A 20,504-nucleotide genomic window follows, 5' to 3' on the forward strand; every position below is an offset into this window, starting at 1 on the left:
CTTCGTACTTCGTGAATACAAATGTAAACAAAGTCAGGATACAGTGAAAATCTTCTGCACTCTTGTCACGCACCCGGCTGATTATGTCATAGTTCCAGCAAAAATTGCAGTGTGTCAACTCCATCCGCGTAGTCTGTGAGCGAAGGCTGTTGCGCTTCTCCGAATGGAAGATGGCCAATCCCTGCAATGGCCTGGATATCGCCGTTGTTGCGGAGCGATTCTTCTACAGACGCGATATCGGTATAGAACTCATAATTGAGCTGGCTGATGGGGGAGAACACGGATGGGTTCTCATGCAGGATGATGCTTTCGTTGGTCATATAGTACTGCTTGTTCAGGATCAGTACTGCCAGCTGGTAATCGTAATTATTCCTGTATTTGTTATGGTCAGCAAAGTGGTGGTATTTCCTGAATGCGTTGAGCAGCGGGAGGAAGTCGTAATCTTTGGGGACGTAGATCTTGGTGATATTGCGGCAGCCCATCCCGAAATATTCGTGTACATCGTCAGCAAGTTTAATCAGTTCTTCTGCTGATTCATTTCCTGTGAGAATGGCCACTGAAGTGCGGTTGCGCCGGATAATATGCGGATATTTCTTGAAATAGTAATCAAAATAGCGGGCTGAGTTATTGCTGCCGGTGGCAATATAGGCATCGCAGCCTTTGAGCATGGTTTCAAAGAGGATCAGTTCCTTTGTTTGTGCATCCCATTCATAGAGGCGCTCTACCAGGTGTTTGAGCAGTATCTCATCTCGGGAGCTGAGTTTGATGGTCTGGCGGTGGCCGCTGATGAATACGCAGAGGAAATCATGGAAGCCTACCAGGGGGATATTGCCGGCCATGATGATGCCTGTATTCTTTGGAGCGGGGTTTTCGGAGGGGATCCGGTAGTGTGATGCCCAGGCAGAAAGCTTATCCTTAGCTAAAAAATGGGTGGCAATGCGGTTGGCCGCCAGATCTATGAATTCTGTTGTGAACCAGCCATTTTGCCTGGAAGCCCGTTCCACTGCGGTTTCCCACTGTTCATTGCCTTCCAGAATATACTGTCCTAATTTTTCCAATAAATCAAGCCTGTTTTGTAAATTCATTACAACTTATATTTGTGGTGCAAAAATAGGATTCAACCCATTAAAATTGATGAGCATATGGCAATCAAAATAACTGATGAATGTATCAACTGCGGGGCCTGTGAACCGGAATGTCCTAATAATGCCATTTATGAAGGTGGTGTAGAGTGGGCTATTTCTGATGGAACCAGCATCAAAGGACCATTTACCCTCCTGGATGGCACTGTTACGGATGCGGATGAGCGTCATGCGCCTGTAAGCGTGGATACTTACTATATCGTTGCTAATAAATGTACTGAGTGCCAGGGATTTCATGAAGAGCCTCAGTGTGCAGCTGTTTGCCCTGTAGACTGCTGTGTTCCTGATGAAATGTACCAGGAAACAGTGGAAGAGCTGATGGCCAAAAAAGAGAAGCTGCACGTATAAAAATTGCCGCTCCCATGCCAAATTTGCACCCTGTAAATTTGGAAAAGGCCTCTCCTGAGTTGTAACTTAGAAGAACACAAATAGTGAATGTAGCCTCAGTGCTACTTACAACAGGCGGGTGATATTTCCCGCTATGAAGGTGAAGGGATAACGTCCTTCACCTTTCTTAGTTCCGGCAACCTGTAATTGATTGTAAAAAATCCTGGTAATCATACAACAGGCATTTGTTTTTTCGTTTATTTGCTGAAAATTCAGACAAAATACATTAATGAAACCTGTTATCGCCTTTGTTACCGGTGGCTATTCTTCTGAGGCCGTGATCTCCTACAAAAGTGCTGTTACCATTGAGAATAACCTCGATAAAGAGAAATATGAGGTGTACAGGATCGATCTTACCCCGGAGGCCTGGTTCCACCAGACTGGATCGGGTGAGAAAGTACCTGTGGACAGAAGCGATTTCTCCCTGCTTATCAACGGAAAAAAGGTGCAGTTCGATGCCGCTCTGATTGGTATCCACGGTACTCCCGGCGAGGACGGCAGACTGCAGGGGTACTTCGATCTGCTGAATATTTCCTACAATACCTGTGATACGGCCAGTTCGGCTATCACTTTCAATAAACGTTACAGCGTGGCAGTGGCCGGTTTTGCCGGTGTGAACGTAGCCCGCTCCGTACATATCTTCAAAAGCCATCCGCTCAGCGCCGCACAGATCCTTGAGCAGCTTTCCCTGCCCGTATTTGTGAAGCCCAATAACGGCGGATCCAGTATCGGGATGAGTAAAGTGAACAAAGCGGAAGATCTGGCAGGAGCTTTGCAAAAGGCTTTTGCGGAAGACGACCAGGTACTGGTGGAAGAGTTCATCCAGGGCCGGGAATTCACGGTAGGCGTTATCAGAACCACCAAAGAACTGCTGGTATTGCCAATCACTGAAGTGAAGAGCAAGAATGAATTCTTCGACTTTGAAGCCAAATACCAGGGCCTCAATGAGGAGATCACTCCGGCGCAGATCAGCGAGGAGATGGCGGAGAAAGTGAGGTCTACAGCCCGCAGGATCTACGATGCCCTGAACTGCCGCGGTGTGGTGAGGATGGATTTCATCTATAACGAAGCGAAGGACGCACCTTTCTTCCTGGAAGTGAACACTATTCCCGGTCAGAGTGAGGCCAGCATCGTACCGCAACAGGTGCGTGCCATGGGCTGGAACCTGAAAGGGTTGTATTCCGATATGATCGAAGAAGCATTGGGCCGCAAAGCGCGTTCATAATTTTATATCATTTAAAATCAACATCGTTTGTTCAAATTCATAACCGGCAAACCCCTCTGGGCAAATATTCTCTTTGCCATCGGACTGGTTGTAGTGGTATTATTCCTTTTCCTGTTTTCCCTGAATTGGATCACCAGGCATGGTGATACGCTGATAATACCCGCTGTTACCGGCAAATCCTTTGAAGAAGCCAGCAAGATCCTTGAAGAGAAAGGATTTGAAGTGGAAATCCAGGATTCCGTTTACAACGATACGGCCAAAGCTCTCTCCGTACTCCGTCAGTTCCCTGATGCGGATGAGTACGTAAAGGAGAACAGGACCGTTTATCTTACTATCAACAGGGCGGTGCCTCCGCTGATGGAGATGCCCAACCTGGAAGGACTGAGCTTTCGCAGTGCGGAAATCGCCCTGAAACAATACCATCTCAAGCTGGGAGATACCACCTATAAGCCTGATTTTGCAAAGAACTCTGTACTGGAGCAATCATACAATGGTCAGCGGATCAAGGCAGGGGCCAAGCTGCCCCAGGGTAGCAGCATTTCGCTGGTACTGGGAAGCGGACTGGGTACAGATGAATTTGCAGTACCTGATCTTTTCGGAATGACCTGGGCTGAAGCCAGGGTATTGCTGGAGTCCATCGGACTGACACCCGGCGTACCGGTGCTGGATCCTTCAGTCCGTGACACATCAAATGCGTATATTTACCGCCAGGAACCGGAACGTTTCGGTCCTGACCACACTACAAACCGCATCCGCCAGGGCCAGGTGATCAGCATCTGGCTGGGACCAACCAAACCCGAAAGGCCTGCCGGCGATTCAACACTGCCGGAATGATCCAGCTAACGATTACTCACAGAATAAAACTGAAAGAATGCAAAATATCACTGCAGAAGAATTGAAGGCCCGCCTCGATGCCGGCGAAAAAGTAAACCTCGTTGATGTGCGTGAACCAAATGAGCACGCTGAGTTCAATATTGGCGGTCAGCTGGTACCGTTAGGAAACATCAGGAATTTTCAGGTAGATGAACTGGAGAACCTGAAAGACGCAGAAGTGATCGTTTACTGCCGCAGCGGTAACAGGAGTGGGCAGGCAGCCATGCTGCTGGAGACCATGGGCTTCAGCAATGTGAACAACCTGGCTGGTGGCATGATGCGCTGGCAGGAACTGTACAGCTAGTACATTCAATCTTTTTATATCAGGAGGCTGGCCATTTTGGTCAGTCTCTTTTTTTGTGCCCGGGATCAAAAAAAATGAGGCCGTCAGGGTGCTGCGGCCTCATCTTGTTAGTCTATGGTTCTTCCGGAATGTGCTCAGAATTTAACCTGCAGGGCCACCAGGAAATTGGTGCCTGCCATGGGGAAGTAATTGTTCACTACCTGCAGTGCTGTTCCATCGTCATAGCTGTACGTATATCCATTAGGGGTATACATCTTGTTGAATACATTGTTCACCTGTACTGCCAGTGTTGCTTCCCTGAACAGGAGCTTGCGGAAGGTGTAAGCCAGTTTCGCATCCTGCACATAGAATTCCTCCAGGCTGTTAGCCTTGTTGGAGAAATTGGTGAGGTACTGGCGGCCTACATATTTGGCAGGCAGGCTGATCTCCAGGTCCTTCACGGGAAGGATCGTGATCACTGCACCGCCGGTCACATTGGGAGAGAAGGCAATGTCCGTTGTTTTCTTCTCCGGTCCGTAGTCCCTGATCTTATTACTGCTCAGCGTAAGGTTGGCGCTTGCCTGTAACCATTGCGTGAAGCGGTTCCTGGCCTGCAGTTCAACGCCCATACGATAGCTGTCTTTCACGTTGGCGCGCAGGTATTCACCCACATCGTTGATGTTTCCTGTGAGCACCAGCTGGTCTTTGTACTGCATGTAATAAAGCGTAGCGCCATAAGAGAATTTATTATTCCTTCTCTCCAAGCCCAGTTCAAAATCATGCATCTTCTCGGGTTTGAGGTTTTCCCCAAGATTCGCTTCAAAATCATTCCTGTTTGGCTCTTTGCTGCCCATGGAATAACTGAGGTAAGCGAAGTAATCATTCTTCGTATACGTGATACCTGCCTTGGGGTTCACAAAATCATAGGTTTCGCGAACGAATGCATCAGGCGTTTTGCGAAAGCCATTCATCTGATACAACACGCGGCGGTACTGCACGTCGGCAAACGCTTCGATATTGCTGCCGAATTTATGAGAATATTTCGCATAGCCGTTTACGTCAGTTTTGAAGGCTGTGAGGTTGTACCAGCGATGTTTGTAAGGGATGCCCATTTCGGCCCACATCAGCTGACCGAAATGATGATTGTCGAAACGGTTCCAGCCGCCGCCGGCGGTGAACTGGTTGTTATCACCCTTGTACTGCACGGAGAAGATCTGACCATAGAAATCATTCTTGAGGTGGAGCTGGCGAATGAGGTCTGTTTCGGTAATGGTTTCGCTGCCGAGGGTGAAGTTGGGCCTGTTGTAATCAGCGAAGGCCTGACCCGCTTTGTATTCTTCATAAAAACCTGCGCCCTTTGTGAGGAACACGGCAGTGTTCACGGTCAGCCTGGGGTTGAACTGGTGATTGATGAAGAGCTGGTAATGGTCCTGCTGATAATTATCGGTCTGGTTATCGTAGGGATCGCCGGGTTTTTCCATGCCTGCATAATTGATGCGGCGGTTCGTTTTCAGGTCTTCGTCGGAAACGCCGTACCAGCTCTGGTAGGTCTTTTCTTTTCCGGAGAAGATATTGAAGCGGACTGAAGTGTTTTCGGCAATATAGGCCCCTGATAAATAGAAGGCGCGGAGATCGCTGGCGGCGCGGTCTACATACCCGTCACTGCTTACTTTGGAGAGGCGTGCATCAACGGTCCAGTGATTATTGATGAGTCCTGTTCCGGCTTTCACGGTGTGTTTCCAGGTATTGAAGGAGCCGGCGGTGTTGTTGAGCTCTGCATATGGAGTGGTGTTCACTTCATTTGTGCTGAGGTTGATGGTGGCGCCGAAGGCGGTGCCTCCGTTGCTTGAAGTGCCCACACCGCGTTGTACCTGGATATTGTTAACGGAAGAGGTGAAGTCTGGCAGGTTCACAAAAAAAGTACCCTGTGATTCTGCATCATTATAAGGGATACCGTTGAGGGTAACATTGATGCGGGTGGCGTCTGTACCGCGGATGCGGATCCCCGTGTACCCCACGCCTGCGCCTGCATCAGAGCTTACTACGGTGGAGGGCAGCTGGTTCAGCACAAAGGGAATGTCCTGTCCGAGGTTCAGTTTCTCGATCTCTTTTTTGCTGAGATTGGTTTTAGTGAAGGGCGATTTATCGCCTGCCTGAATGGCCTTCACTTCCACGGGTTGCATGAAGAGGTTGAGCCTTTCCAACCTGAATTCCAGGGCGCTTCCCGCTGCAACAGTGGTGTCTACTGCCTTGTAGCCCACGCTGGAAATGCGGAGGCGGTAATTGCCTGGTTTGATCTTTCTGAAAACGAAATCACCGGACGGACTGGTGGTGGTGCTGGCGATATTACTGAGCTCAATGGTGGCTGATGCTACGGCAGCCCCTGAGTTGAGGTCGGTTACCTTACCCGCAATCTGCTGGGCGGTCAACCATTGGGAACATAATACATAGCATATCCCCAAAAACAATTTTTGCATGTCCATTTTTTTAATGGTGGGAACTGTCTTCCCGTGATAAAATTGATTTGAGAGAAATGCTGCGGGAGCGAAAAGTAGAAGTTGAATAGACTTGACCTACCTTCCCTGCGCAGGCATTACCCTGACCAGGTTCAACGGGTATTATCTCAGCCGCCTGTTGTTACACGGGCAGCACCCCGGGGAATCTGAAATTTCTCTTTGGCCAAAGAGGGCGTAAAGATACAGGCAAAAGATCAATCACCGGCTATTTTTCATTTTCCCTTCATCTTGGGGGAATAGGTTTGTGTTGTAATCTATTTGACGAACTAAAATCAAAACGTATGAAAACAGGAATCATTATTATTGCAATGGCGCTGGTTTCCGGCACAGTAATGGCACAGGACGCAAAAGTAAAAACTGAGGCTGCAGTGAAGGTGAATGCGAAGGAAAAAGTGGAAACAGCAGGCAAAGTGGCAACCGCCGCAAAAGCACAAACATCAGATCAGGTAAAGGCCATTGCTAAAACAGCAGAGCAGAATAAAGGTCAGCAGGTGAAAGCGGTGGCTGCTCATGGGCAGGAAGTAAAGGCGGCAGTTGATATTGCCAACGACAAACCTGTGAAAGTGAATTCAAATGTATCAACCTCTGCGGCAACAAAGGTAAAAGTGAAACCGGTGAAAGCCACTCCTGCAAAGGCTTCCGTAAAAGTAAACGGGGCAGCCAGGATAGGTCTCCATTAATGAAGAGGGGCATAATATGAAAGCGAATAAGTACTGCTATTTTGGAGTTTTGATCATACTCATGATCTGTACCCATGAGGGCCGGGGCAGTGTGCAAAAACCACTGCCCTGGTTTTTAAGCCAATCCGGCTTCAGCTGGCATGTTCTTAGCGCTGATACCATTCCGCCCAAAAAACAGGCGGAGAACCAAAAGAAAGAGCAAACGGACAAAAAAGAGCAGGAGGCGGAGAAGCCGGTTCAACCGGTTAAAGAGCTGCCACAGACGGATCCTAAGACAGGAGAAGTGATCAAGGTGATCAAGCAGGTCCCCAAAGCCAGGAAGCAACCCAAGCCTGTGGCTGTTCCAATTCCCCAACTGCCTGTAAAAGTACCCGTGATAAAAACGCCCAAAGTGATCAAAAAGATCAGACTTTGACCTTACCATCACAACTACATCTATGAAAGAGTTTCTAACCATCGCTGTACTGGTCTTATGCTGCTCGGTTGTTGTGGCGCAGGAAGAAAATGAAGGGAAGGCAACCGACAGCACACCAGCAGCAAGCTCAACTTTCACTGCTGGTGCATTATATGCTACCAATGCCAGTTATTACGGACAGAAAGCGGAAGAAAAGACGCCTTATGTTGCCCTGGTGGCATCTTACCGGCACCGTTCAGGTTTCTATGTGAACGGTATGGCGTACCGCCTGCTGAACGACTCTTCAAAGCTGGCTTCTGCATATGCTGCAGGTGCGGGGTTTGAATTTCCTTTAAGTAAGAAGTTAACTGCAGACGTCGGATATTCGTACACTTTCTTTCCTACACTTTCGCCATTCCTGCAGGCGGCCAATCCACATACAGCCAGCGCTACGCTCACGTATGAGAACTGGCTTACAGCCTCGCTGAACGTGGATTATACATTCGGTAAAACCCAGGATATTTTTGTTACACCGGCCATCAGTAAACAGGTTGTGCTGAAAACTTTTGATTCAGTCACTTTCATCCTGTTCACACCGGAATTCAATGTAACGGCCGGCACGCAGAGGTTCTATGAGTATTATGAAAGCGATAAGCAAACGCGCGACAGTCTGCTGGGGAAACTGCTGGACAGGCTTCCGGTAAACCTGCCTGGCAACAATCCTAACAATCCCAACAATCCTGGTAATTCAGGAACCACTGTTGAAGTGAAGGAGGCTAACCGGTTCAACCTGCTGTCTTATAATTGCAAACTGCCGCTGGCTGTGTATCGCAAGGGCATGATGTTTGAACTGAGCTGTCAGCTGTCGCTGCTGGGAAACAGGGTGCAGTCGCGCCCCGGCAAACTCAATACTTTTTACGGCGCAGCATTCTATTACCAGTTTTAATATGAAAGTACTGATCATAGAAGATGAAAGGTCCATGGCGCTGGAGATGGAAGATTTCCTGAAAAGGTCATCCTATCTCTGCGACCTGGCATTCAATGCCAGACAGGCAAGAGAGCAGATGGAGCAGAGCGGATATGATTTTATTCTGCTTGATCTCGGATTACCTGACAGGGATGGATTGCAGGTATTGGAAGAAGCAAAGCGGATATGCCCGGATGCCTCCTACATCATTCTTACTGCAAGAGGCAAACTGGAGGACCGGATTGCGGGGCTTGATCTGGGCGCAGACGATTACCTGCCCAAGCCTTTCTCCCTGCTGGAGTTGCAATCACGCATGCAGGCCATTTCAAGGAGAAAGTCCGGGTGGAAAGACAGTTCTGTGGAACTGGGTGATTTCAGCATCAACCTGGTTACGCGCGTAGCCAGTTATCAGGGAAATGATGTGGGGCTTTCCAAAAAAGAATTCGATCTGCTGAGTTATCTTGTACTGCATAAGAACCGCCCTCTTACAAGATTACAGTTGGGTGAACATATCTGGGGCAGTTTTTCAGATGATGATTATGATTCGAATTATATAGATGTACATATCAAAAATATCCGGAAAAAGATGACGGCCTTTGCTCCGGTAGAATGGTTGCAGACCATCAGGGGCGTAGGTTATAAGATCAAACTCTGATCACTGAATGAAACTGCTGACCAAACTCACTTTATTTGCCACCATCTCGAAGCTGGCCATCGTGCTGCTCTTCGTATGGTTATTGCCATTGCTGGTAGATAAGGTAGCGATGGAATATGCCAATCACCGCTTGCGCCAGCAGGAAAAGAAAGTATTCAATGTGATCCGGCAGAACGGCATCGAGTATTACCTGGAAGGCGATTCCACCTATGGCAGTTATACCATGCTGAAGGAAGAGTATGTTTCGCTGGAAAGGAACAGCAATGTGCAGATCCCCGATACCATCCTGAATTCCCAGCGGATCGTTGAAGGTGATACGCTTAACTACCGCACGCTGATTTCCAATTTTGAATATGGGGACCATCAGTATACACTTGAGATCGGCAAAACGGTTGACAGTATCAGGCTCTACAATGCGCCCCTGCAGCGGATCGCGCTCTGGGTGCTGGCGGCACTGGTATTGTTCACGTTGTTACTGGATCTTTCAGTAACACGTATTCTCATCAGTCCTTTGCGGAAGATCATCCGTTCCAGGCTGGTGAATGCAAGAGTGCCTTTCACGAAAAATTCTCCTCCCGTTAAGACCTCCACTTCCGATTTCAGGTATCTTGATGAAAGTCTTATCGGTCTGATGCAAACCATTACAGATGATTTTGAACGGGAACGTGCCTTCACTTCCAATGCATCCCACGAACTGATGACGCCCATCAGTATCCTGCAAACAAAACTTGAAAACCTGATGCTCGTCAGTCAGGATGAAGCCACACAGGAAAAGGTGCTTGACATGATGAAGATACTGAACCGGCTGAAGAAGATCGTGAATGCATTGCTGATGATCTCCCGCATAGAGAATGCCCAGTATCTCCGCAGCCACACTGTACGATGCAGCCAGCTGATCCCTGAGATCACCAATGAACTGGCAGGTAGAATAGCCAACCGCCACCTGACCCTAACCATTTCGTTAAGGGAAGATATTCAGCTGATCCGCCTCAATCAGGATCTGGTGTTTCAACTGTTTTACAATATCATCACCAATGCCATCCGGTATAATAGGGAAGGAGGATGTATAAGTATAACAGATAGTATGGGTGCAGGAGGGGAGTATCTTGTGTCTGTAAAAGATACGGGTGTGGGAATTTCCGCTGAAGAACAGGAGAGTATTTTCGACCGCTTTAAGAAAGGTGGTTTTGCCCGGAATGAGGGGCATGGACTTGGCCTGTCGATTGTCAGAAGCATAGTTACCTACCACGGGCTGGATCTCAGCCTGGAATCGGAGCCCGGCCTGGGCTCAGTCTTCACTGTCAGCTTTCCTGCCGGCATCGTGGAAAAGACCGGTCCTGAAACTTTTTGAAAAAATTGTAACATTTCTTTCCCGCTGCACGTCCCTATAGGAGTAAACCCTTTCAACTCAAAATGAATGATCATGAAAAAAATCGCTTTAGGCCTTGCAGCCCTGCTTTTTACGGTATGCTTAATGGCCCAGAAGACCTTCAATGACCCTAATGCGGAATTACGGGATGTAAAAGGTTTCAAGGGAGTGACGGTGGCCACTGGTATTCAATTGTATATCACCCAGGATGCGGCTGAGGCGGTGGCAATCAGTGCTGAATCGGCAGAAATAAAGGACCGGGTGAAAACGATCGTGCAGGATGGTGTATTGCGGATCTTCTTTGAAAATACAGGATTGAAGTTCAAGTTCAAATACCTCAAGAAAAATGTAAAAGCCTATGTTTCCATTGCCACTGTAGAAAAACTGGAAGTATCTTCGGGGGCGTACATGCAGGTGGAAGGCACTATCAAGTCTGACAAACTGTTGCTGGAGGCGCATAGTGGCGGAACTTTCAAAGGGAATGTAGAGGCATCGGCTTTGTCTGTAGAGCATGCGAGTGGTTCCGTAGTGAAGATCTCCGGTTCGGCAGGAAAGATAGATGTGGATGGAAGTAGTGGCAGTGATCTCAGTGGATATGAGCTGGTAACGGAGAAAGCGAATGTGAAGGTGAGCAGTGGCGCCAGTGTGAAGCTCACTATCAATAAAGAAGTATCTGCCAAAGCCAGCAGTGGCGGAGAACTGGTGTACAAGGGCGATGCTTCCCGCAATGATGTGCATACCAGCAGTGGTGGAAGTGTAAGCAACAAAAAATAAGCAGCAAACAGATTTATGATTATGAAAAGGTGGATAATTCTCATGGCGGTATTTTTCCCGCTTGCCCTTATGGCGCAGAAAGTGATCATCAATGATCCCAATGTACAGCCAAGAGAGATCGGAAGTTTTCATTCGATCAGGGTATCCAACGCTATTGACCTGTTCATTTCACAGGATGAGACCGAGTCTCTGGCCGTGAGTGCTTTGAAGGAAGAGTATCGCGACAGGATCAGGACTGTAGTGGAAGATGGAGTATTGAAGATCACGTTTGACAATAAAGGATTCAATTTCCATGGGAATATGAAACTGCGTGCCTATATCGCTTTCAGAGAGCTTAAGAAACTTACTGCATCAGGAGCCAGTGATGTGATTGTTACAGGGACCATCAAGGGATCTCAGCTGAGTATCGAGATGAGTGGCGCCAGTGATTTCAAAGGGGCTGTAGATGTGGGCACGCTGAATATCCGCTTGTCAGGCGCTTCCGATGCCTCTTTGAGCGGAACGGCTACCACTGTTTCCGTTAATACCAATGGCGCCAGTGATCTGAAGGCATATGATCTGAAATCGGATTATTGTGATATAGAAACCAGCGGTGCTTCCGATGTTCAGATCACGGTGAATAAAGAAATAAGCGCCCGTGCTTCAGGGGCCAGTGATGTGAATTACCGTGGTGATGCTGTGATCAAGAATCAGCAGAGCAATGGTGCCAGCAGTGTGAGAAAAAGAAACTAGTACTGGTCATCGGCCGAAGGCCCAGACCATGAATTCAGGAAATGCAACGCTCCAGTAAGGCCAGTCGTGCTGCCCCTGGGGCGTTTCTTTATATACGATATCTGCATCCGGTATTCCTCTTTCTTTGAGCGCTGCGATCACATCCTTTGTGTCGTCGATGGCGTCGATGATGCCATCTCCGTCGCGGTCTGAATTTTCTTCTTTCGCTCCAACATAGAACCAGTATTGCTGATTGGGCTTTTTGCGGGATGCTTTGAGCCGCGCGATCATGATGCGGTTTTTATCATTATTGTAAGTACTGTCTTTGGTGTCTTTATCTCGCCACCAGAAGGAACCGGAGAAGAGTCCGAGCTTCTGGATCTTATCGTTATGCGTATATCCTATATCCAGTGCACTTAGTGCGCCGAGCGACATACCAGCGAATGCCACGGATTTGAATTTGCGGACACCTGCTTTCTTCTTGATATATGGATAGAGCTCATTGTTGATGAAAGCATCGTAGTGATCTGCTTTGCTGCCTCTTTTTTGATAATCGGGTTTACCGGCCACGCCATATTCCTGCATTCGGTCTGCGGCATGGATGGCAACGATCACGAGCGGCTGGATGGCTTTGGCTTTTACGAGGCTGTCGGTAATGGCTTTTACCCGTAGCCGTTCAATATCCTGTCCATCGTTGAGGAGGAGCAGATGTATTGTAGTACGATCGTCGGGAACCGGGGTATTGATCACCGTTAGGGCTACCTTGCGTTGAAGGTGGCGGCTGTAAAGCTCGTCCTGTTGCTGGGTTACGCCTTTTCCGCAGGCGAAGAAGAGGGGAGCGATGAGTAAGAAATGGAAAAAAGATTTCATACAATGAATATACAATTTTGTAAAAATTTGAAATTCATTTTGGTGTGAATGAAAAAGCTCCTATATTTGCACTCCAATACATCGCGAAGTAGAGCAGCGGTAGCTCGTCGGGCTCATAACCCGAAGGTCCCAGGTTCGATCCCTGGCTTCGCAACAGAAACAGAACCAGTCGATATCGGCTGGTTTTTTGTTTTTTATCTTGTGAACTCAGGTTTCGCTAAGCTTCCATCCGCTATAACAATGCTCTTGTTGTTACTTTAGAAGAGCCAGAAGTACATTCATTTCCAAAATTCATCAGCCAATTAGCTGGTGAGATCATAAGCACTCATAACCGGCAATTTTTTGTTGCAACTCATAGTCCCTGTTTGTTGAACAATCTAATCGAAAATACCCCTAAAGGTGATCTGGCAATTTTCGTTTGTGGTTATAACAGTAAGCAATTTGAAACAACAGTGCAAAAGCTCACCGATCAGGATCTTTCCGAGCTTTTAGATTATGGCGTTGATATATTCTTCAATATCAATCGTTGTTATAGCGAGAATAATCTCATTCTGAAAAAGCACAAGGATTTTCAACAATACCTCATTCTTATTTGTCCTGAAATTGAAAAGTGGTTGCTTAAAGATGCGATGGTAATTAACCTGGATCCAGCAGATGAAAAGTTCGGGCTTCCACCTGGATTGAAAGGGTTCAGAAGTATCAGTAAAACTCAGGATATGGATCGTAATGATGGGTTCAAGCGTTTTATCAAAGCTTTGATAAATAATAATGCACCTTCAGTGTCAACTTTGCAAAGTTGGCTGGATTTATACAAAAGTGGAACAATCAATAACTTATGCTCTGCTTGTTCTCAAAAACCAACCTGATCTTCTGATATTTGTCCACTTACCAGTACCTGAAAAGACTGAGAAATAGGCCTTCCAAAGAATTGTTTTTCCCTACTCTTATCGCGGATTCCCTGATCAATATACTGTTGTACTCTTTGTTCATCCGCGGGACAGCCGCGGGTTGCGGGAGTGGTAAGCCTTGTTTGCCGCGGAAGGGTAGCCCGGTATTACTGCTATGTCCGCAATAACGTGGCAGAAGAAGGTCGCAACCATGGTGCTGAATGCCTTCGGGACCTACTCCGGATACGGACAATCAGTAATTTAACTCCACTTCTGGTTAAACTTTACCCTGTTGCCCGGCCTGTCCTTGAAGATTAGCAGCTCTCTCCCCTTATTATTCTTTACCTTTGCACCTCTTAAAACGGTATGAAAACAGGTTTTGTCACCATATTTGGCCGGCCCAATGCCGGGAAAAGCACGCTGATGAATGCTCTGATGGGCGAGAAGCTGGCCATTGTATCACCCAAGGTGCAGACCACCCGTCACCGTATCCGTGGGATCCTCACAACAGATGATTATCAGATCATCCTGTCAGACACGCCCGGTATCATCGATCCCAAGTACAAGCTGCAGGAGAAAATGATGATGGCTGTGAAGAGTGCCATGGAGGATTCCGATGTAGCCGTTCTGCTGGTGGATGCCAATGAAGAGCTTGAAGAGGCCAACCAGATCTTCGAGACGCTGAAATTGCGCGTGCCCAGTATAGTGGTGATCAATAAAATTGATAAGGCCAGCAAAGAAAGGATCGAGGAAGTGTATGCGTTCTTCGGATCCAAATCATATTGCAAAGAGCTTATCGGCATTTCCGCCCTCAAAGGATCCCAGCTCAATGAACTGCTGCAGGGCATCCTCAAATACCTTCCAGAAGGCAACCCTTTCTTCGACGGAGAGGAAATGACCGATCTTCCCACCCGCTTTTTTGTAGCGGAAATGGTCCGCGAAAAGATCTTCTACCTGTACAAGGAAGAAATACCTTATCACGCCACGGTGATCATCACCGAATTCAAAGAAAAATCAACTTTAACCAAGATAGTGGCCGACATCATCGTGCAGCGTGAAACACAGAAAGTGATCCTGCTGGGCGAAGGCGGAAAAATGATCAAACAACTGGGAACCCAGGCCAGAGCGGATATTGAAGCCTTCCTCGGAAGGAAGGTATTCCTGGAACTGTTTGTGAAAGTGCGCCCGAAATGGCGCGACAATGAGTTCATGCTCAAAGAATACGGATACTATTAATAAAATCAGGGATAGTCATGGCAGGTTTTACTGTAGCAATTGTCGGGCGACCGAATGTAGGGAAAAGCACATTTTTTAATCGCTTGCTGGAGCAGCGCAAGGCCATCGTGGATGACCAGAGCGGTGTTACGCGCGACCGCCAGTACGGCGTTTGCGAGTGGAACGGCAAAACCTTCAACGTGATAGACACAGGAGGTTTTGTACCGCAGAGCGAAGATGTGTTTGAGCGCGAGATCAAAAAACAGGTGATGATAGCCGTGGAAGAGGCCAATGCCATCATCTTCATGGCTGATGCCGCTACTGGTATCACTGACCTGGACGAAGCCATGGCGGATGTGCTCCGTCGCGCTTCCAAACCAGTATTCATTGCAGTTAACAAGGTAGACAATCCCGAGCGCCTGCTGGAAGCTACCGAGTTCTACAGCCTCGGCTTCGATAATATCTTCTTCGTTTCTGCCATGTCTGGCAGCGGCACCGGTGAAATCCTGGACGCGGTGACAGGGATCATGACCGAGAAAGAATCCGAAGAGCAGGAGCAGATCAATGATCTTCCCCGCTTTGCCATCATCGGGCAGCCCAATGTGGGCAAATCATCCCTGCTCAATGCCCTGGTAGGACAGGAGCGCACCATCGTAAGCGATATCGCCGGCACAACCCGCGACACTATCCATACCCGTTACAATCTCTTCCAGAAAGATTTCATGCTGATCGATACGGCCGGTATCCGCCGCAAGACCAAAGTGCATGAAGACCTGGAATTCTATTCCGTGATCCGGGCCATCAAAGCCATGGACGAAGCCGATATATGTTTATTGCTGCTGGATGCTGAAAAAGGGATCACACAACAGGACCTCAACATCTTCAGTCTGGCTGCCAAGAAAGGCAAGGGCATCGTATTGCTGGTGAACAAATGGGATACGATGGCAAAGGAAACCAATACTGCCCGCGATTACGAAAAAACATTGAAAGAAAGGATCGCACCCTTTACGGATGTACCTATCCTTTTCATATCCGCTAAGGAAAAACAAAGGATCCACAAAGCGATAGAACTTGCGCTGGAAGTGTATGCCAACAAGCAGCAGCGGATCCCTACCTCCAAGCTGAACGAGGTGATGCTGAAAGCCATCGAAAGCTACCACCCGCCGGTGGTTCGTGGAAACCCGGTAAAGATCAAGTTCGTAACCCAGCTGCCAACGCATGTACCTTCCTTTGCATTCTTTGCCAACCTGCCTGACGATATCAAGCAGCCGTACAAGAATTACCTGGAAAATCAGTTGAGGCAAAACTTTAATTTCAAAGGGGTGCCGGTGAGGCTTTTCTTCCGCAAAAAGTAGAAAAGTTTTTAATGATATATGTCAAATCACTTGCATAATATCAAAAAGCTTATACCTTTGCGCCCATCTGATTAAACTCTAAAAAGCAAGTTCGCATGAAAAAGTTATTCGCAATTTTGGCTGTAGCTGGTGTACTCGTAGCCTGCAACGACAGCGGTAAAACTGAAGAGCCTAAACAAGACACAACTGCAGTTCAAGCTCCAGCTCCTGCACCAGCACCTGCTGACAGCACTGCTACTCCAGCTCCTGCTGACAGCTCTGCTACTCCTAAAGTTGATTCTGCAGCTAAGCACTAATATGCTCCCTGCATAAACTTCTTGCAAGAAATTATGCCCCGGGCTTTTCCGGGGCACTTTTTTTGTCCCGGGAGCCTGAAAAATGCGGCAAATTCCCCGTTCTGGGATAGTGGAAACTTTCCATTCACCTATTTTGCCTCACCCCTTGCATGGTATCCTGTTTTTATTGTATATTGTCCCCCGAACCACACTTAGTGCTATAATTCCATTCTGTTTCCTACCGCAAAGACCTCTCGGAATCCACTCTCCTGTGCATTTTTTCGCATTCTGATTCTTAAAATACTTCATGTATGAAAAAACTCTACATGCTTACCTTAGCATGCACCCTATGTTGCATTGCTACCACTCATGCACAAACGAGATATTGGAGAGGGGCAGCAAATGGATTATGGAGCAGCACTTCCAACTGGTCCGCTGACGGTGTATCAACCGGGGCATCAGTACCCAATTCTGCTACCTCTATCGCCATCTTTGATCAGGGTACACCCACTGTTGAAGTGAGCGGTTCCGTGCAGCTCCTTTCTCTGGTTGTTATGAATAATGTAACAGCCAGGATCACGGCAACTGGCAACACTAATTTTCAACTGATCGGAACCACAACCACCAATTACGCGCTGCGTATCGATGCAGGCAGCCGGCTGGAGAGTATCAATGTTCCCAACGTTGGATTCGTTTCCGCATTTGCCAATAACGCCAAAGGCCTGGTGAACGGCACCTGGTATTTTGGTGCTACCGGCGCAGGCGGTGGTGGCAGTGCTTACACCCTGCCATCTGCAACCGGCCAGGGCAACAGGCTGGATGTGAATGGCACCATGATCCTTGGACTCGGATCCATTCCTCATACACTGGCTTCCGCAGCCGGATACTGCTTTTTCAATGGCGGCTCTGAATGCCGTGTGGAAAGAGATGGTGGAGGCACACCCGTTGCCACCTGGGCCAGCACTTCTACCATTAATATAACAGGCAATACCGGTTCGTTAACAACCATCAATACAGTTTCTCCTTATACTATAGGTAACCTGGTCTTCAACTGCCCTGCACTGAATGCTGATATTACCTGGGCACTTCAACCCGGTCTTATAATCGGTGGACATTTCCAGGTACTGAATACAAACAACAGGAACGTGACGATGGGCTTTATCGGTAGTACCGGTGCAACCATCAATTACACTGTTACCGGTAATTTTGAACTGGGCGGAACTTCTGTGGTTACACTCGGTAACAGTAATCCGGGTGCAGATGCCAGCTGGATCCTGCAGGTAAATGGCAACTACAGCCAGACAGGTGGTACTTTCAACCTTCGTGATGCCGTTGTTACTACTGCTTCTTATCCCACAGAGCTAAGGGTGAAAGGCAACTTCACACAAACCGCCGGTTCATTCGGCGCACCTGCTTCAGCAAATCCTGCCAATGCTGAGATCTACGCTGTAGAGTTGAATGGAAACGCTGTACAAACGATCAACATCAGTTCTGGCACCATCGATAATGCTAATAATGTAGTTACCCTCAGGATGAATAACGTGAACGGCGCTGTTCTTGCCGCTCCGCTTTCTGTAGGAAGGCTCAGCTGGGCTACTACCAATAAAGGAAAGATCAGCTCCGGTTCAAACCTGCTGATGATAAACAACACAGCGAATGATGCCTTGACTGTGAACGGTGCAGGCACTAACGCCTTTGTTGCCGGTCTGGTGGGTCGCAGAACCAACACTGCAGCGGCGCTTACTCTGCCAACAGGTGGTAATGTTTACCGCCCAGTTGACGTGATCCCCAATACAGCCACGCTTTCATCTTATTCTGGTCAGTATGTTGCCGGTTCTTACGGCGTTACAGCTGTATCAACACCTCTTTATAAAGTATCTAATGCTGAATACTGGAACATTTCAAAAGTTTCAGGAAGTGATGCCGCAGTTAAGCTGACAGTATCAGGCGCAGTGCCCGGAGCATTTGGTCCGGATAAACTGGTGGTAGCACATTTCAATTCCGTTGACAACAAGTGGGAGAGTGTAAAAGGCCTGACAGGCAATGAGCTCACACCAGGCAACAGCACCACCGGTACTGTTACTTCCGATGTGCTCAGCAGCTTCAGTCCATTTACCTTCGGTGTAGTGCCCGGTTCTCCGTTGCCTGTATACCTGCTGTCGTTCAACGCGAAGAAGGTATCCAATACGGCTGCTAAACTCGACTGGAACATCACTGCCAGCAGCAACCCTGACAGGTTTGAAGTACTGCGTTCAGAGGATGGCACCAACTTCAATGCTGTTGGAACTGTGAAAGCCGCTACACAGCAACTGACATTCACATTCCAGGATAATCAACTGCCGAAGAAGACCACTTACTACCAGCTGCGTATGATCGATCAGCAGGGTGTGGTAATGATGAGCAAGATTGTTACTGTATTCAATAACGGAGAAGGTTGGTTGATCAATTCCATGATGCCTACACTGGTTACCAGCCAGGCCAAACTGAATATCAGCGCTTCCTCAAGGGCTACTATCAGACTTGCGGTTACCGATATGTACGGCAGGATCGTTCACCAGCAACAGTCTGCCCTTTCAGCCGGCAGCCAGGATGTATGGCTCAACCTCAGTGCACTGCCTGCAGGTGCGTACCAGGTGACCGGAATTCTTGACAATGGTGCGAAGACCGGAAGCATCCGCTTTGTGAAACAATAGAAGTTTACCAGGTTTTAAATATGCCTTCAGGGTGCCCCGGAACAGATCGGGGCACCCTTTTTCATTTATGCTATTTATCATTATTTTTATATGTGCACCTGCTGAAAAAATATCTGAAAAAGACGGGCTATATCTTATTTGTGATCCTGGTAACAGTTCTCTTTTTTGAGATCTTCCTCAGGATCTATAACCCTTTTCAATCGCGGCTGCGAGGAGATAAGATCGTACTTACAGCCAATAAGCAGTTTGATATAGAGAACAGGGTCAATCCCAAACTTGATAGCGTTATCCATGTCTCTCTCAATGAACTCGGGCTTCGCGGCGATCCCAAACCCTTTCATTACGATTCAGTGATTTCCATCATTACAGTCGGAGGCAGTACCACTGCCTGCAGCTTCTTAAGTGATCAGAATACATGGCCCTACCTGCTGGGGCAACGGCTTAAGCAGCAACCGGGTAATGTATGGGTGAATAATGCAGGCATGGATGGCCACTCCACCTTCGGGCACCAGGTGTTGCTCCAGGACCATCTCCTGGCGTTGAAACCCAAAGTGGTGTTGTTTCTTATTGGAGTGAACGATGTGGAGAATGCCAAACCCACCAGAACGGAACAACTGGCCAGGAAAGATCAGTACACGGGCTTCCGGTATTTCCTGAATAATAACAGCGAAGTATTCAACCTCTGCCTTAACCTCTGGCGGCAATGGCGCGCCAAAAAACTGGCCGTAACCGGAACCGATCTCATCGATCTGAAAGCATTGCCAACCATACAGGTGTCAGACGAAACACTCCATGCCCGTTTACAACAGCAGCAGCCTTTTATCGAGGGCTATCGTCAACGGGTATTGCAACTCATAGATACATGTCTGCGTCACCAGATCGTTCCTGTGATGGTCACCCAACCCTGCCGTGGCGGCATTGGTATAGACAGTATTACCGGTGTAAACCTTGAAACGGTAAAGGACTGGCAGGGTAATGGTAAAAGCAGCTGGGCCATACTGCAACTGTACAATCAGGAATTGAGAAAGGTATGTGAAGAGAAGAAAGTATTCCTGATAGACCTTGCCACATCGCTGCCTAAGAACAGTGTTTATTTCTACGATCATATTCATTTTACCAATGAAGGCGCCGCTAAAGTGGCTTCTGTACTTGCGGATACGCTTGGGCCTTACCTGCATTCCCGTTTCCCCAGGTAAGTGCAGGTTGTATGTCCATTTCTTTTTCTGTAAATTC

The 20,504-nt window shown here is 47.9% G+C and carries 20 protein-coding genes, 1 tRNA gene and 1 riboswitch; of the genes, 18 read left to right on the forward strand and 3 right to left on the reverse strand.

Going from position 1 to position 20,504, the window contains the following annotated elements; translation table 11 throughout:
- Positions 1–86: 86 nt before the first annotated feature.
- Complete coding sequence (locus tag ACTHMC_RS00735) at positions 87–1,085, reverse strand: acyl-CoA reductase (RefSeq protein ID WP_440409975.1); 999 nt, start codon at positions 1,083–1,085, stop codon at positions 87–89.
- A gap of 57 nt (positions 1,086–1,142) precedes the next feature.
- Between ACTHMC_RS00735 and ACTHMC_RS00740 the strand changes: the two genes are divergently transcribed.
- From ACTHMC_RS00740 to ACTHMC_RS00755, 4 genes are all read left to right on the forward strand, one after another.
- Positions 1,143–1,490, forward strand: a complete 348-nt coding sequence (locus ACTHMC_RS00740; protein WP_440409977.1) for a 4Fe-4S dicluster domain-containing protein — start codon at positions 1,143–1,145, stop codon at positions 1,488–1,490.
- Positions 1,491–1,758: 268 nt separating this feature from the next.
- Positions 1,759–2,754: a D-alanine--D-alanine ligase gene (locus ACTHMC_RS00745; protein ID WP_440409979.1), complete on the forward strand. Its 996-nt coding sequence runs from the start codon at positions 1,759–1,761 to the stop codon at positions 2,752–2,754.
- Positions 2,755–2,781: 27 nt separating this feature from the next.
- Entirely contained in the window at positions 2,782–3,588 is an 807-nt protein-coding gene (locus tag ACTHMC_RS00750; protein ID WP_440409981.1) for a PASTA domain-containing protein, read from the forward strand.
- 37 nt (positions 3,589–3,625) lie between these two features.
- The gene (locus tag ACTHMC_RS00755) at positions 3,626–3,931 is read left to right on the forward strand and encodes a rhodanese-like domain-containing protein (RefSeq protein ID WP_440409982.1); all 306 of its coding nucleotides are present in this window, start codon (positions 3,626–3,628) and stop codon (positions 3,929–3,931) included.
- 134 nt (positions 3,932–4,065) lie between these two features.
- On the opposite strand, the gene ACTHMC_RS00760 is transcribed toward ACTHMC_RS00755, so the two are convergent.
- Positions 4,066–6,387: a TonB-dependent receptor gene (locus ACTHMC_RS00760; protein ID WP_440409984.1), complete on the reverse strand. Its 2,322-nt coding sequence runs from the start codon at positions 6,385–6,387 to the stop codon at positions 4,066–4,068.
- 85 nt (positions 6,388–6,472) lie between these two features.
- A riboswitch (TPP riboswitch) is annotated at positions 6,473–6,576 on the reverse strand.
- Positions 6,577–6,707: 131 nt separating this feature from the next.
- Here ACTHMC_RS00760 and ACTHMC_RS00765 point away from each other — a divergent pair.
- From ACTHMC_RS00765 to ACTHMC_RS00795, 7 genes are all read left to right on the forward strand, one after another.
- Positions 6,708–7,106, forward strand: a complete 399-nt coding sequence (locus ACTHMC_RS00765; RefSeq protein WP_440409985.1) for a hypothetical protein — start codon at positions 6,708–6,710, stop codon at positions 7,104–7,106.
- Between the two features lie 49 nt (positions 7,107–7,155).
- Entirely contained in the window at positions 7,156–7,521 is a 366-nt protein-coding gene (locus tag ACTHMC_RS00770) for a hypothetical protein (protein ID WP_440409986.1), read from the forward strand.
- A 22-nt stretch (positions 7,522–7,543) separates the two neighbouring features.
- Positions 7,544–8,446: an outer membrane protein gene (locus tag ACTHMC_RS00775; protein ID WP_440409987.1), complete on the forward strand. Its 903-nt coding sequence runs from the start codon at positions 7,544–7,546 to the stop codon at positions 8,444–8,446.
- A gap of 1 nt (position 8,447) precedes the next feature.
- On the forward strand, positions 8,448–9,122 hold the full coding sequence (locus tag ACTHMC_RS00780; RefSeq protein WP_440409989.1) for a response regulator transcription factor: 675 nt from the start codon (positions 8,448–8,450) through the stop codon (positions 9,120–9,122).
- A 7-nt stretch (positions 9,123–9,129) separates the two neighbouring features.
- Complete coding sequence (locus ACTHMC_RS00785; protein WP_440409991.1) at positions 9,130–10,473, forward strand: sensor histidine kinase; 1,344 nt, start codon at positions 9,130–9,132, stop codon at positions 10,471–10,473.
- Positions 10,474–10,545: 72 nt separating this feature from the next.
- On the forward strand, positions 10,546–11,265 hold the full coding sequence (locus ACTHMC_RS00790; protein WP_440409993.1) for a head GIN domain-containing protein: 720 nt from the start codon (positions 10,546–10,548) through the stop codon (positions 11,263–11,265).
- Between the two features lie 21 nt (positions 11,266–11,286).
- A complete protein-coding gene (locus ACTHMC_RS00795) occupies positions 11,287–11,997 on the forward strand; it encodes a head GIN domain-containing protein (RefSeq protein ID WP_440409995.1) in 711 nt (236 codons plus the stop codon).
- 6 nt (positions 11,998–12,003) lie between these two features.
- Here ACTHMC_RS00795 and ACTHMC_RS00800 read toward each other — a convergent pair whose 3' ends face one another.
- Positions 12,004–12,846, reverse strand: a complete 843-nt coding sequence (locus tag ACTHMC_RS00800; RefSeq protein WP_440409997.1) for an alpha/beta hydrolase — start codon at positions 12,844–12,846, stop codon at positions 12,004–12,006.
- A gap of 82 nt (positions 12,847–12,928) precedes the next feature.
- Between ACTHMC_RS00800 and ACTHMC_RS00805 the strand changes: the two genes are divergently transcribed.
- The 7 genes from ACTHMC_RS00805 (at position 12,929) to ACTHMC_RS00835 (ending at position 20,467) form a co-directional block, all read left to right on the forward strand.
- Positions 12,929–13,000 (forward strand) — tRNA-Met (locus ACTHMC_RS00805).
- A 214-nt stretch (positions 13,001–13,214) separates the two neighbouring features.
- Positions 13,215–13,712: a hypothetical protein gene (locus ACTHMC_RS00810; RefSeq protein ID WP_440409999.1), complete on the forward strand. Its 498-nt coding sequence runs from the start codon at positions 13,215–13,217 to the stop codon at positions 13,710–13,712.
- 387 nt (positions 13,713–14,099) lie between these two features.
- Entirely contained in the window at positions 14,100–14,969 is an 870-nt protein-coding gene (gene era / locus ACTHMC_RS00815; RefSeq protein ID WP_440410000.1) for a GTPase Era, read from the forward strand.
- A gap of 17 nt (positions 14,970–14,986) precedes the next feature.
- Positions 14,987–16,303: a ribosome biogenesis GTPase Der gene (gene der, locus ACTHMC_RS00820; RefSeq protein WP_440410002.1), complete on the forward strand. Its 1,317-nt coding sequence runs from the start codon at positions 14,987–14,989 to the stop codon at positions 16,301–16,303.
- 95 nt (positions 16,304–16,398) lie between these two features.
- Positions 16,399–16,599 carry a hypothetical protein gene (locus ACTHMC_RS00825; protein WP_440410004.1) on the forward strand — a complete coding sequence of 67 codons (201 nt, stop codon included), beginning with the start codon at positions 16,399–16,401 and terminating at the stop codon, positions 16,597–16,599.
- A gap of 290 nt (positions 16,600–16,889) precedes the next feature.
- Positions 16,890–19,271 (forward strand): hypothetical protein, encoded by a 2,382-nt coding sequence (locus ACTHMC_RS00830; protein WP_440410006.1) that lies wholly within the window; start codon positions 16,890–16,892, stop codon positions 19,269–19,271.
- A 92-nt stretch (positions 19,272–19,363) separates the two neighbouring features.
- Positions 19,364–20,467: an SGNH/GDSL hydrolase family protein gene (locus tag ACTHMC_RS00835; RefSeq protein WP_440410007.1), complete on the forward strand. Its 1,104-nt coding sequence runs from the start codon at positions 19,364–19,366 to the stop codon at positions 20,465–20,467.
- The last annotated feature ends 37 nt before the right edge of the window (positions 20,468–20,504 follow it).

The organism is Pseudobacter sp. (assembly GCF_051955275.1).
Lineage (GTDB): Bacteria > Bacteroidota > Bacteroidia > Chitinophagales > Chitinophagaceae > Pseudobacter.

What these genes read in the sequence shown, in the direction of transcription:
- ACTHMC_RS00745 (WP_440409979.1), top strand. Translation starts at nt 1,759, where the DNA reads ATGAAACCTGTTATCGCCTTTGTTACCGGTGGCTATTCTTCTGAGGCC.
- ACTHMC_RS00830 (WP_440410006.1), top strand. Translation starts at nt 16,890, where the DNA reads ATGAAAAAACTCTACATGCTTACCTTAGCATGCACCCTATGTTGCATT.
- era (WP_440410000.1), top strand. Translation starts at nt 14,100, where the DNA reads ATGAAAACAGGTTTTGTCACCATATTTGGCCGGCCCAATGCCGGGAAA.
- ACTHMC_RS00755 (WP_440409982.1), top strand. Translation starts at nt 3,626, where the DNA reads ATGCAAAATATCACTGCAGAAGAATTGAAGGCCCGCCTCGATGCCGGC.
- ACTHMC_RS00760 (WP_440409984.1), bottom strand. Translation starts at nt 6,387, where the DNA reads ATGCAAAAATTGTTTTTGGGGATATGCTATGTATTATGTTCCCAATGG.
- ACTHMC_RS00790 (WP_440409993.1), top strand. Translation starts at nt 10,546, where the DNA reads ATGAAAAAAATCGCTTTAGGCCTTGCAGCCCTGCTTTTTACGGTATGC.
- ACTHMC_RS00780 (WP_440409989.1), top strand. Translation starts at nt 8,448, where the DNA reads ATGAAAGTACTGATCATAGAAGATGAAAGGTCCATGGCGCTGGAGATG.
- ACTHMC_RS00775 (WP_440409987.1), top strand. Translation starts at nt 7,544, where the DNA reads ATGAAAGAGTTTCTAACCATCGCTGTACTGGTCTTATGCTGCTCGGTT.
- ACTHMC_RS00795 (WP_440409995.1), top strand. Translation starts at nt 11,287, where the DNA reads ATGAAAAGGTGGATAATTCTCATGGCGGTATTTTTCCCGCTTGCCCTT.
- ACTHMC_RS00740 (WP_440409977.1), top strand. Translation starts at nt 1,143, where the DNA reads ATGGCAATCAAAATAACTGATGAATGTATCAACTGCGGGGCCTGTGAA.
- ACTHMC_RS00765 (WP_440409985.1), top strand. Translation starts at nt 6,708, where the DNA reads ATGAAAACAGGAATCATTATTATTGCAATGGCGCTGGTTTCCGGCACA.
- ACTHMC_RS00735 (WP_440409975.1), bottom strand. Translation starts at nt 1,085, where the DNA reads ATGAATTTACAAAACAGGCTTGATTTATTGGAAAAATTAGGACAGTAT.
- der (WP_440410002.1), top strand. Translation starts at nt 14,987, where the DNA reads ATGGCAGGTTTTACTGTAGCAATTGTCGGGCGACCGAATGTAGGGAAA.
- ACTHMC_RS00785 (WP_440409991.1), top strand. Translation starts at nt 9,130, where the DNA reads ATGAAACTGCTGACCAAACTCACTTTATTTGCCACCATCTCGAAGCTG.
- ACTHMC_RS00800 (WP_440409997.1), bottom strand. Translation starts at nt 12,846, where the DNA reads ATGAAATCTTTTTTCCATTTCTTACTCATCGCTCCCCTCTTCTTCGCC.
- ACTHMC_RS00825 (WP_440410004.1), top strand. Translation starts at nt 16,399, where the DNA reads ATGAAAAAGTTATTCGCAATTTTGGCTGTAGCTGGTGTACTCGTAGCC.